The sequence below is a fragment of the Providencia sp. PROV109 genome (genome assembly GCF_033681625.1).
In the GTDB taxonomy this organism is placed as follows: Bacteria; Pseudomonadota; Gammaproteobacteria; order Enterobacterales; family Enterobacteriaceae; genus Providencia; species Providencia hangzhouensis.
Window position 1 is genome coordinate 1 of sequence record NZ_CP096320.1, and the last position, 12,915, is coordinate 12,915.

Consider the following 12,915-nt stretch of genomic DNA (forward strand, 5'->3'; position numbering starts at 1 on the left):
CAGTAAGTAAGAGTTAATCTAAAACATTTTTGGGTCATGCTACTACATGCTATTAAACTACATGCGATTAAAAGTAAGCCCGAGAAATTTCTTTGTTTACATCCGTACTTCTTGTTCCATTGACCTTGTTTAGGGGAGTCCAACGTGTCACTTTCGCTTTGGCAGCAATGTCTTGCCCGATTGCAGGATGAACTACCTGCCACAGAATTCAGTATGTGGATACGCCCCCTTCAAGCTGAATTAAACGACAATACACTGGCACTTTATGCCCCAAATCGTTTCGTTCTCGACTGGGTTAGAGACAAGTACATCAATAATATCAATGAATTATTGAATGACTTTTGTGGAACTGACGCGCCTGCACTACACTTTGAGGTAGGCAACAAACCGATTACAGTCGCACCGGCAGCAACACAAGCTCGTACTGCTCAACAAGTACCTGCGTTTGCCGTTCCGTCAGCCCCAATTAAACCGAGTTGGGACAACTCAGCCAAAGTACAACCAGAAGTTGCTTATCGTTCAAATGTAAACCCTAAGCACACTTTTGATAACTTTGTTGAAGGTAAATCGAACCAATTGGCTCGCGCCGCAGCGAGGCAAGTGGCAGAAAATCCAGGTGGGGCCTACAACCCATTATTTCTTTATGGTGGGACAGGTTTAGGTAAAACCCACTTATTACATGCTGTCGGCAATAGTATTATGCAGCATAAAGCCAACGCTCGCGTGGTTTATATGCATTCAGAACGTTTTGTTCAAGATATGGTCAAAGCTCTACAGAACAACGCAATTGAAGAATTTAAACGTTATTACCGTTCTGTAGATGCATTGCTTATTGACGATATCCAGTTTTTTGCTAACAAAGAGCGCTCGCAAGAAGAGTTTTTCCATACTTTTAATGCGCTACTTGAAGGTAATCAACAAATTATTTTGACCTCCGACCGTTACCCAAAAGAAATTAACGGTGTGGAAGATCGCTTAAAATCGCGTTTTGGCTGGGGTTTAACCGTGGCAATCGAGCCTCCTGAGTTAGAGACTCGCGTGGCGATTTTAATGAAAAAAGCAGATGAAAATGAGATTCAACTTCCGGGTGAAGTGGCCTTTTTCATCGCCAAGCGCCTTCGTTCGAACGTTCGTGAGTTAGAAGGGGCGTTAAATCGTGTCATTGCCAACGCAAACTTTACTGGCCGCGCGATTACTATCGATTTTGTCAGAGAAGCACTGCGTGACCTATTAGCACTACAAGAAAAACTGGTAACTATTGATAATATTCAAAAAACAGTTGCTGAATATTATAAAATTAAAGTAGCAGATTTACTGTCTAAACGCCGTTCCCGTTCTGTCGCACGTCCGCGTCAAATGGCAATGGCACTGGCGAAAGAGCTGACTAACCATAGTTTACCTGAAATCGGGGATGCCTTTGGCGGCCGTGACCATACCACGGTGTTACATGCTTGTCGTAAAATTGAACAATTACGGGAAGAAAGCCATGACATCAAAGAAGATTTTTCTAATTTAATCAGAACATTATCATCTTAATTGCTATGAAATTTACAATAGAACGCGAGCAGTTATTAAAACCGTTACAACAGGTTAGTGGTCCTTTAGGTGGGCGTCCAACTCTGCCTATTTTAGGTAACCTTTTATTACAGGTAAAAGAAGGTACCCTCCAACTCACTGGAACCGACCTTGAAATGGAGATGATGGCCAATGTTGCCCTAACTGGGGAACATGAAATTGGCGCAACAACCGTGCCCGCACGCAAGTTTTTTGATATCTGGCGTGGGTTACCTGAAGGTTCTGAAATTCATGTAGAGCTGAATGATGACAGACTGCTCGTCCGTTCTGGGCGTAGCCGCTTTTCATTATCCACGTTGCCAGCCGCTGACTTTCCAAACTTGGATGACTGGCAAAGCGAAGTGGAATTTTCTCTTCCGCAATCAATACTGAAACGTTTAATTGAAGCCACTCAGTTTTCAATGGCGCACCAAGATGTCCGCTATTACCTCAACGGCATGCTATTTGAAACCGAAGATCAAATGCTCAGAACCGTTTCAACCGATGGGCACAGGCTCGCCGTGTGCGCGATGGATATTGGTCAATCGCTACCCTCTCATTCAGTGATAGTGCCTCGTAAAGGGGTAATTGAGTTAATGCGTTTGTTAGATGGCGGTGATACTCCTCTACAGCTGCAAATCGGCAGTAATAATATTCGCGCTCACGTGGGGGACTTTATCTTTACCTCTAAATTGGTTGATGGCCGTTTTCCTGATTACCGCCGAGTACTACCGAAAAACCCAGATAAAACCTTAGAAGCACGCTGTGATTTACTTAAACAAGCATTTTCGCGTGCGGCTATTTTATCAAATGAAAAATTCCGTGGTGTCCGTCTATATTTCAGTGAAAACCAATTACGCATCACTGCCAATAACCCAGAGCAAGAAGAAGCTGAAGAAATTGTTGATGTAAGCTACCAAGGTACTGAAATGGAAATTGGCTTTAACGTCAGCTACATCTTAGATGTCTTAAATGCGCTAAAAAGTGAAAATGTGCAACTTCTGTTAACCGACGCCGTTTCCAGTGTGCAGATTGAAGACGCTGATAGTAAAGCAGCCGTGTATGTTGTCATGCCAATGCGCTTGTAATCGGTATTTATGATCCTTTCGCGTTTATTGATCCGTGATTTTCGAAATATTGAAAACGCGGATCTCTCCCTTGCTAATGGGTTCAATTTTTTAATTGGCCCCAATGGGAGCGGAAAAACTAGCATATTGGAAGCCATATATACACTCGGTCATGGTCGTGCATTTCGCAGCATTCAAGCGAACCGGGTTATTCGTCATGAGCAAGAACAATTCATTCTTCATGGTAAACTTAGCCATTTAGATGAACAGCGAAACGACCTTTCATTAGGTTTAAGCAAAAACCGTGATGGTGACAGTAAAGTTCGAATAGACGGTACTGATGGCCATAAAATTGCAGAACTAGCAAAATTATTGCCAATGCAATTGATTACCCCAGAAGGGTTTACCTTGCTAAATGGTGGTCCTAAATATCGGCGGGCTTTTATTGATTGGGGTTGTTTTCACAATGACCCACTGTTTTTTTCAGTATGGTCAGATTTAAAACGGTTATTAAAGCAACGTAATGCCGCTTTACGACAAGTTACCCGTTATGAGCAAATTCGTCATTGGGATAAACAACTGGCACCGCTTTCTGAGCAAATAAGCCAATGGCGCCATGACTATATTGCAGGTATTGCCGAAAATATTGAGCAAACTTGCCAACAATTTTTACCCGAATTTTCACTCTCGGTATCCTTCCAACGTGGTTGGGATAAAGAAATTGATTATTCAGAACAATTAGAGCGCCAATTTGAGCGTGATAGAGCGCTAACCTATACCGCTTCAGGGCCACATAAAGCGGATTTGCGTATACGAGCAAATGGAACCCCTGTTGAAGATATGCTTTCGCGGGGGCAATTGAAGCTACTTATGTGTGCATTAAGGTTAGCGCAGGGTGAATTTTTCACCCATCAGAGCGGGCAACGATGCCTGTATCTACTGGATGATTTTGCTTCTGAACTTGATGCAGGCCGTCGCCAATTGCTGGCAGCCCGCCTCAAAGCTACACAAGCGCAAGTGTTTGTCAGTGCCATTACACCTGAGCAAGTTAATGATATGATAGATGCAAATAGCAAGATGTTTAGTGTAGAACATGGCAAAATAGAAGTTCAACCTCAGGAATAGAAAGAGCAGGAAACGTTGATGTCGAATACATATGACTCCTCAAGTATCAAGGTATTAAAAGGACTGGATGCGGTGCGTAAGCGCCCGGGCATGTATATCGGTGATACAGACGATGGAACAGGTCTTCATCACATGGTTTTCGAGGTTGTCGACAACGCTATCGACGAAGCCCTCGCAGGCTTTTGTGATGATATCGTGATCACTATCCATGCCGATAACTCTATCTCCGTACAGGATGATGGACGTGGTATCCCTACAGGTATCCACGAAGAAGAAGGCGTCTCCGCCGCAGAGGTTATCATGACCGTTCTGCACGCTGGCGGAAAATTTGATGACAACTCCTATAAAGTCTCCGGCGGTTTGCACGGTGTTGGGGTTTCCGTTGTTAACGCCTTATCTGAAAAATTAGAATTAGTTATCCGCCGTGATGGCAAAGTTCATGAGCAAATCTACAAACACGGTGAGCCTCAAGGGCCTCTGACTGTAGTCGGCGAAACCGACCAAACAGGAACACGCGTTCGTTTTTGGCCAAGCATGGACACCTTCAAAGGTGTGACTGAATTTGAATACGACGTCTTAGCAAAACGCTTACGTGAGTTATCGTTCCTAAACTCAGGTGTTTCTATTAAGCTCGTCGATAAACGCGATGGCAAAGAAGACCATTTCCATTATGAAGGCGGTATTAAAGCCTTTGTTGAGTATTTAAGCCGTAACAAAACCCCTATCCACCCTTCTGTCTTTTATTTTTCAACTGAAAAAGACGGTATTGGCGTCGAAGTTTCAATGCAGTGGAATGATGGTTTCCAAGAAAACGTATACTGCTTCACCAATAACATTCCTCAGCGTGATGGGGGAACTCACCTCGCTGGTTTCCGTGCAGCAATGACGCGTACATTGAATAACTACATGGAAAAAGAAGGCTATCAGAAAAAAAGCAAAGTCAACGCAACCGGTGACGATGCACGTGAAGGTCTGATTGCCGTTATTTCAGTGAAAGTTCCAGACCCTAAATTCTCATCACAAACCAAAGAAAAATTGGTCTCTTCCGAAGTGAAAACTGCGGTTGAAACGATGATGAATGAGAAATTAGTTGAGTATTTACTGGAAAACCCAAACGACGCGAAAATCGTTGTGGGTAAAATCATCGATGCAGCACGCGCACGTGAAGCAGCACGTAAAGCCCGCGAAATGACTCGCCGTAAAGGCGCGTTAGACTTAGCTGGCTTGCCAGGTAAACTGGCTGACTGCCAAGAACGTGACCCTGCGCTATCTGAACTGTACCTTGTGGAAGGGGACTCCGCGGGCGGCTCTGCAAAACAAGGCCGTAACCGTAAGAACCAAGCCATTTTGCCACTGAAAGGTAAAATTCTAAACGTAGAGAAAGCGCGTTTCGATAAAATGCTTTCTTCACAAGAAGTTGCAACCCTGATTACGGCATTAGGTTGTGGTATTGGTCGCGATGAATATAACCCAGACAAACTGCGTTATCACAGCATCATTATCATGACGGATGCGGACGTCGATGGTTCGCACATTCGTACGTTACTGTTGACCTTCTTCTACCGCCAAATGCCTGAAATTGTTGAACGTGGTCATATCTTTATCGCTCAACCACCTCTGTATAAAGTGAAACGTGGTAAACAAGAGCAATACATTAAAGATGACGATGCGATGGACGATTACCTGATTTCTATCGCCCTTGATGGTGCTGAACTGCATTTAAGTGCCGAAGCTCCAGCAATGAAAGGCGAAGAACTGGAAAAACTGGTTGTCGAATATAATGCCGCACACCGTATTATTCGTCGTCTTGAGCGCCTTTACCCTCAAGCCCTACTTAACAGCTTGGTTTATCAGTCAACCTTGACTGAAGATGATTTAAAAGTCAGCGAAAAAGTGGAAGAATGGGCTAAAACTCTGGTTAAGCGCTTAGAAGATAACGAGCAATTCGGTAGCACATATAGTTATACCATTAACGAAAACCGTGAACGTCAATTATTCGAACCAACTATTCGTATTCGCACCCATGGTGTTGATACCGACTATAATCTCGATTTTGATTTTGTTCATGGCAGTGAATACCGCCGTATCACTCATTTAGGTGACTTAATCAGTGGCTTAATTGAAGAAGGTGCTTACATCAAGCGTGGTGAACGCCGTCAAGATATCAGTAACTTCGAAGAAGCTTTGGCTTGGTTAACACGTGAGTCACGTCGCGGCCTATACGTACAGCGTTATAAAGGTCTTGGTGAAATGAACCCTGAGCAACTTTGGGAAACTACCATGAACCCTGAGACGCGCCGTATGATGCGTGTAACGGTGAAAGATGCAATTGCAACCGACTTACTATTCACCACATTAATGGGTGATGCTGTTGAGCCGCGCCGTGCATTTATCGAAGAGAATGCATTAAAAGCAGCAAATATTGATATTTAACTATTCTGCTAATTAAACGTTATTCAATAACCCCAAACGAAAGTTTGGGGTTATTTTTTATGATTTTTTTTATAGCTATTATTTTATTTTTACCATTTAATCAAACCAATAATAAAATAATAGAAAAACAAAACCAATCAATAAAAAGCCTCTTCGTAAAAAACAAAACAATTAAAAATAAAACTTATCACTTTAATTAATAACGTTTTTTTATTTTTAAAACTGTCATAAAAGATAAATATATTATAAATAAACTCCGCCAAATGAAATTTTTACCAATAGCATCGGCGGAGTTATAATGAGAAAAATTTTTATTTCAGCATCAATGACCTTATTGCCATTCATATTCACCAATACTCTAACAGCAAAAACGAATCTTTTAGAATTAGAGAAAAATATTATCGATACAAGAAATGCATGGCTTGAAGATATAAAGCACAATATTATTAATGATACACCTAAAGAAGGTAGCGAAGTTGCTGAGCGAGATAGGCTGATTAGCAACGAATACATCAGTATTACAGGTGAAAGGAAAAATTTAGCACTCGCGGATAAATCCCAAAACTCAGGTTATTTGTTTAATAGTTATCAAACCATCCTGTTTGGCGAACATGATATTAACCTAAGAAACCATAGCCAATACAAAGAAATCAATTTATTACATGACACAAGTACTCGTGCTTATGATGAAAAAAAGCAGCGTACTCGGTCAGTCGATTTTATTCTTAAAGACCATTTTAAACGCGGTCGCCCTTATCAAGTGTTGAATGATGAAGGCCATTATATTGCGGGCTACTCACAAATACAGGGCTCATCTTACCCTAGTGGCCATACGTGGAATGGTTTTAAACAAGCTGCCGTATTAGCGATGATTTTCCCTGAAAAAGGCAGTGAAACGTTCAACCGAGCGATTGAATACGGTGAAAGCCGCGTGATTGTTGGCGCACACTTCGCCACCGATACCATCGCTTCCCGTGTAGGTAATTATTATTTATTATCACAGCTACTATCCGATGAAAAAAACACCAAATTCATTGTTGAATCGGCAAAAAATATTCGTAATGACATTTCATCATCATGTTCAAATAACATACAAAATTGCCTAACCGTTTCTTCCCCTATTACCAATGACCACATTGGTTATTATGGAAAAAAAGAAATACAAGATACACCAATGATCGACCCTAAAAATATCCCTAAAACGGCGGGTTATTTACTTCGATTACGTTTCCCTTACTTGAATAATGCACAATGGAATAATATTTTAGCCAGCACGGCATATCCAAGCCAGTCAATTGCAGGTTGGAATATCAAAGAAAATGATCCGAACTCTTATTGGGGATTAATTAACCTACCTGCGGCTTATCATGGCCCCGCTTATTTATATGAAAACTTTATCGTCAACCAAAACACTAATGACTTTGATATTGCTAATTTTGGAAAGTTAGATGAATGGACAAACAATATACAAGGCACAGGAAAGTTAACGAAACAGGGCCAAGGAACATTAGTATTATCTGGCAACAATACCTTCGCAGGCTTTACGGTAAACCAAGGCCATTTAGTTTTAACGGGTGAAAATAAATACTCGCAAAAATCCCATATTAATGGCGGGACCGTCACCCTGAAAAAAACCTTAGACTCGGCATTAGATATCAATAAAGGCGCGTTGGTCCTAGATAACGGCAAAATCGGAGCTTCCGTTAATATTAACCACCACGGTTTACTAAAGGGCAATGGAAGCATTCATCAATTAACCGCCAACCAAGGTGCTGTTGTTGCACCAGGCCACTCAATTGGCACAATTAATATTGTTGATTCCGTGAGTTTTGCACCAGATAGCCATTATTTGGTTGAAATCAATCCAGCAGGTAAAAACGATAAGATCATTAGCCAAGGCTCAGCTTCATTAAAGGGCGGGACCGTCAGTGTCACTCTTGAAAATCAAAATAGCCCGCTTTCTAAGCAAGATATCAACCAGTTATTTGATACACAATATACGATATTAAGTGCTCAAAAAGGGGTTGCTGGCCAATTTGATGCCGTTGTACCTAATTACCAGTTTATTGGAACGACGCTAGACTACACCCCCAAAGAAGTCACACTAAAAATAGGACGTAATAACACGGCATTTTCCAGCACGGCAGCAACACAAAACCAAATCGCAGTGGCTGAAGCCATTGAAACACTTCCTACGCACCATGCGCTTTATGAACAAACGTTGAAAAGCCAAACAAAACAACAAGCTCAAACGATATTTCGCAATGTCACTGGCCAAATATACGCTGACGTATTATCCAATCAAATAAATAATAGCCGTCAGATTAAAGAAACACTACTTAAGCAAGCTCGCTTATCTGAATCATGGGGTAGCGAAAACAAAGGCAATATGTGGGTCAAAATGCTCTATGATTGGGATAAAACGACCGACGATAACAATGCCACTGGGTATAAATCATCAAATTATGGTTTATTGCTTGGGGCAAATCGACGTTTTATTAACGAAAAAATGACATTAGGTATCGCCGCAGGTTTTAGCCAAAGTGACTTATCTAACCACTTTGACCAAGGTAACAGTAATAACTACCATGCCGCCATTTATGGTAGCGCTTTATGGCAACCTATCGCGGTTCGTGCAGGGCTCGGTCACACTTCACATCTCATTCACACCGAACGCTCAATCAGTGATGGTACAAGTCACTCAGCGAGCTATTACACTAACACACATCAAGCATTTATGGAGCTGGCCTATCCAATTAACTCAAAAGGGATAAATATTGAGCCATTTACCAATCTCACTTATATCAGCGCAATGAATCATGCTATTAATGAGAACATCAACAGCACATCACTACAGGCACGTAAACAGCGCATCAATACGGTGTTATCAACCCTTGGGCTACGCCTTGATAACCAATGGAAATTGAGTAAAACATCAAATATCGGTTTACACGGTGAGCTTAACTGGCAATATCAATACGGAAATTTAAATAGAGGACTAAAATTGAATTTTACCGATACCACGAGCTCATTTACAACGCATAGTGTTCCTGCATCACGCCATGGTGTCGCATTAAAAGTCGGTACCGATATCAATATAAAAGAAAATACTAAGCTATCAATTAATTATAATAAATTTTTATCAAAAAATTATCACGATAACAATATTGATGCCAAAATTGCGGTAACTTTCTAACTCAATACTTTACCTCCCCTCGCAACTTGTGGGGGGCAGGTCATGACTAAACATCACGAGATTTTACAGTTTTTTACGCCACTATTTTGATTATCTTATCTTTTTTTATGTTATAAACAAACAACGCCCTAAGTTAATTAGATGTTAATTAACTATTTTTTAATTGTCTCTATAACCTCAGGTAAGGTCAAAAATACGTAAAATAACACTATGATACGCCAACTTATTATTTCAATTTATGCATTATTGATATCTATCACCCCTGTATTTTTCAGTGGAGATGCCAGCATTATGGCTGACATTGCCATCGTCATTTCAGGGGCGCTGATAATACTGTTATGTGCCGGTATTTATCGCTTTTTGCTTGGCAAAATTTTCACTGTGTTTGTTTCACTCCTGTGGGCACTCAATTTATCTGTTTCATTCTTCTTTTATCAAAAACACGATATCCGCTTTTCTTCTTCGATTGCAGAAACTTTTATCAATACCAATAGCAGTGAAACCGTAGGAATGCTTTCCTATAACATTGGTTATGTTATTTTTTATTTATTTGTTTTTTCTGCTTATTTAGCATGTATTCATCAATGTGCAAAATACATGAATCGTCGTATAACAACGACAAGTATGGCTCTACTTTGTGGCTATCTATTAGCTATTCCAACCTATTACGCCTCATTACTAAGCAAGCCTGATAGCGCGTTATTAATCACAGAAAAATACTTCTTAAATACCCCTTTCTACAATGCGGCAGCTTTAGTCAAAAATTTATATGAAAACAGAGGCATAAAAAAAATATCATCACAAAAGGTCGCATTTAACTACCAGAAAAAAGCGTCTGAAACTGAAATCTATGTTCTTGTCATTGGTGAGTCATTGCGCCGTGACCATATGGGTTTTTACGGCTATCAGTATGATACAACGCCTAACTTAAATAAGCGCAAATCACAAATATTGGCGTTTCAACAAGCTTATTCCCCTGCACCTGTGACTATCTTGTCAGTCCCTATTTCACTGTCTAATATTCGCTTTGAGCAAATGCAGGATAAATCACACTATTCGGACAATATCATTTCATTAGCCAATCATGCGGGCTTTAAAACCTATTGGGTCAGCAACCAGGGAAAAACCAATAAACGTACCAGTATCATTTCTGCTATTGCTTCTATGTCACAAAAGAAAACGTGGAACGAATTTGTCGGCTACGATGAAGAGCTGCAAGATGACTTCAATAACGCAATCAATGACCCTACTGATAAGAAAAAACTCATTGTGTTACATACTTATGGCAGCCATGAACCTGCCTGTAACCGCTTTCCTGAAGATGAGCTAAAAACATTTAGTGGCCAAGACGATGACGATTGCTACGACAGTTCAATTGCTTATACCGATAAATTTATCGAAAGCCTAATGCAACAGCTCGAAGGGAAACCTGCGAGTTTGATGTACTATTCAGACCACGCATTGCAACGCCTAGACAGCGATAACAATATTCACTACCACCATGGCGTTAACAACCCAAGAAAAGAAGCCTATGAAATCCCCTTGCTGATTTGGTACAGTCAAAGCGCCAGTAAACCAAGTATCAGCCCAGAAAATTTACAGTCTCCCTATTCTACTGCGAATAATTATTGGCTAATCAGTGATTGGCTTAATATACAACAAGGTTCACAGCAAGCTTGCTTATCACCTTTACGTGAATGTTATCAACCCAATAAAAATATTCAGGTAATCGATGGCAATCGAAATATTTTATCCATTAGCCAATTACCTTCTGAGACGATAGATCCACAATAAAACTCGATATTTTGCGAATATTTGCCCATAGTTAACAAATATGAATCCTGCTTACCTATCGAGGTTTTAATGTTCGATTTAGTTTTTTTACGTGAATTACTGGTGTCTAGTGTTCACGTACTCCAGTTACTTTTAGAAGCAATTTCAGTCATCTGCGTGGTGATTGGGTTAATCAAGACCCTAATCGTGTGGATGAAAACCCAAAAAGCACGTACCGCTCGCTATTGTTTTGGTGATTGGTTAGCGACTGCATTGGAGTTCCAACTCGCTGCAGATATTTTAGCAACGACCGTCGACCCTGATTTAGATAGCCTCATCAAATTAGGTATTATTGCCGTGATCCGAACATTCTTGAACTACTTCTTGGCAAAAGAGTTAGAACACCAGCCACCGCAGAATGAACCTGCTCGTCAGTAATTTAGGTACAAAAAAACCTGCATATTGAATTATGCAGGTTTATCGAATACGACTTATCGCTGTGCCGCGCTTATAATAAAATTCTTAGCATACGGCGAAGAGGCTCGGCGGCTCCCCACAATAATTGGTCACCAACCGTAAAGGCAGATAAGTATTCAGGGCCCATATTCAGTTTACGCAAGCGACCAACAGGAGTGCTAAGCGTACCAGTAACTGCCGCTGGAGTTAACTCACGCATAGTAATTTCGCGGTCATTAGGAACCACTTTCACCCAATCATTATGTGAGGCAAGCAATTGCTCAACTTCATTCAACGGAACATCTTTTTTCAGCTTCAATGTGAAAGCTTGGCTATGACAGCGCAGCGCACCAATACGTACACATAAACCATCAACTGGAATAATGTTATTGCCTGTTGCAAGAATTTTGTTCGTTTCCGCTTGGCCTTTCCATTCTTCACGGCTTTGACCGTTTTCTAATGCTTTATCAATCCACGGGATCAGGCTGCCCGCTAATGGTACGCCGAATGCATCCGTTGGCATTGTGCCACTACGAGTGAAATCTGTGACTTTTTTCTCAATATCTAAAATAGCAGAAGCTGGGTCTTGGAGTTCTTTAGCGACCTGAGTATGTAAAGACCCCATTTGTGCCAGAAGCTCACGCATATTACGAGCCCCTGCCCCTGATGCTGCTTGATAAGTTGCAACAGATGCCCATTCCACTAAATTATTAGTGAACAGCCCACCTAAAGACATCAACATCAAACTTACCGTACAGTTACCACCAACAAAGGTCTTAATGCCTTTATTTAACCCATCTTGAATATGTTGGTTATTCACTGGGTCAAGAATAATAATCGCATCATCTTTCATACGTAATGAAGACGCTGCATCAATCCAGTAACCATTCCAACCAGACTCACGAAGTTTAGGATAAACTTCATTAGTGTAATCACCACCTTGGCAGCTAATAATAATATCCAGCGATTTTAATGCATCAATATCAAAGGCATCCTGTAAAACACCACGGTGACCACCGTAAACAGGCGCTTCGGCACCATGTTGTGATGTGGTAAAGAAAACAGGATGAATCGCATCAAAATCACGTTCTTCTACCATTCTCTGCATCAATACTGAGCCGACCATACCTCGCCAGCCAACAAACCCTACATTTTTCATTTTTACTCACCCTGTTCGTTTAAATTTTTACCAAGAAATTTCTAGTTTCGACTCCACAAAGTAAATACCGTCATTGTTATCATTCATTCAGTATTCACAAAAATTGAAGCTAGAAATTTTTCGGATGTATTAAACCTGACAAAATATGCATC

The 12,915-nt window shown here is 40.9% G+C and carries 8 protein-coding genes; 7 read left to right on the plus strand and 1 reads right to left on the minus strand.

The window, feature by feature from the left end; genetic code table 11:
• The first annotated feature begins 144 nt into the window (after positions 1–144).
• From dnaA to M1F25_RS00035, 7 genes are all read left to right on the plus strand, one after another.
• Positions 145–1,536, plus strand: a complete 1,392-nt coding sequence (dnaA, locus tag M1F25_RS00005; RefSeq protein ID WP_004906241.1) for a chromosomal replication initiator protein DnaA — start codon at positions 145–147, stop codon at positions 1,534–1,536.
• Between the two features lie 5 nt (positions 1,537–1,541).
• Complete coding sequence (gene dnaN, locus M1F25_RS00010; RefSeq protein ID WP_004906243.1) at positions 1,542–2,642, plus strand: DNA polymerase III subunit beta; 1,101 nt, start codon at positions 1,542–1,544, stop codon at positions 2,640–2,642.
• Positions 2,643–2,651: 9 nt separating this feature from the next.
• Positions 2,652–3,746 carry a DNA replication/repair protein RecF gene (recF, locus tag M1F25_RS00015; protein WP_004906804.1) on the plus strand — a complete coding sequence of 365 codons (1,095 nt, stop codon included), beginning with the start codon at positions 2,652–2,654 and terminating at the stop codon, positions 3,744–3,746.
• Between the two features lie 18 nt (positions 3,747–3,764).
• Positions 3,765–6,179 carry a DNA topoisomerase (ATP-hydrolyzing) subunit B gene (gyrB, locus tag M1F25_RS00020; protein ID WP_004906247.1) on the plus strand — a complete coding sequence of 805 codons (2,415 nt, stop codon included), beginning with the start codon at positions 3,765–3,767 and terminating at the stop codon, positions 6,177–6,179.
• 298 nt (positions 6,180–6,477) lie between these two features.
• Positions 6,478–9,375 (plus strand): autotransporter domain-containing protein, encoded by a 2,898-nt coding sequence (locus M1F25_RS00025; protein WP_181488936.1) that lies wholly within the window; start codon positions 6,478–6,480, stop codon positions 9,373–9,375.
• 210 nt (positions 9,376–9,585) lie between these two features.
• Positions 9,586–11,169 (plus strand): phosphoethanolamine transferase, encoded by a 1,584-nt coding sequence (locus tag M1F25_RS00030; protein WP_112308050.1) that lies wholly within the window; start codon positions 9,586–9,588, stop codon positions 11,167–11,169.
• 69 nt (positions 11,170–11,238) lie between these two features.
• Positions 11,239–11,586, plus strand: coding sequence for a DUF1622 domain-containing protein (locus M1F25_RS00035; protein ID WP_094961986.1), 348 nt, complete (start codon positions 11,239–11,241; stop codon positions 11,584–11,586).
• Positions 11,587–11,656: 70 nt separating this feature from the next.
• Here M1F25_RS00035 and asd read toward each other — a convergent pair whose 3' ends face one another.
• Positions 11,657–12,763: an aspartate-semialdehyde dehydrogenase gene (asd, locus tag M1F25_RS00040; protein ID WP_094961987.1), complete on the minus strand. Its 1,107-nt coding sequence runs from the start codon at positions 12,761–12,763 to the stop codon at positions 11,657–11,659.
• Between the last annotated feature and the right edge of the window lie 152 nt (positions 12,764–12,915).

Excerpts from the sequence above, each read along its gene's own strand:
- dnaN (WP_004906243.1), top strand. The coding sequence starts at position 1,542 with ATGAAATTTACAATAGAACGCGAGCAGTTATTAAAACCGTTACAACAG.
- recF (WP_004906804.1), top strand. The coding sequence starts at position 2,652 with ATGATCCTTTCGCGTTTATTGATCCGTGATTTTCGAAATATTGAAAAC.
- gyrB (WP_004906247.1), top strand. The coding sequence starts at position 3,765 with ATGTCGAATACATATGACTCCTCAAGTATCAAGGTATTAAAAGGACTG.
- M1F25_RS00025 (WP_181488936.1), top strand. The coding sequence starts at position 6,478 with ATGAGAAAAATTTTTATTTCAGCATCAATGACCTTATTGCCATTCATA.
- M1F25_RS00030 (WP_112308050.1), top strand. The coding sequence starts at position 9,586 with ATGATACGCCAACTTATTATTTCAATTTATGCATTATTGATATCTATC.
- M1F25_RS00035 (WP_094961986.1), top strand. The coding sequence starts at position 11,239 with ATGTTCGATTTAGTTTTTTTACGTGAATTACTGGTGTCTAGTGTTCAC.
- asd (WP_094961987.1), bottom strand. The coding sequence starts at position 12,763 with ATGAAAAATGTAGGGTTTGTTGGCTGGCGAGGTATGGTCGGCTCAGTA.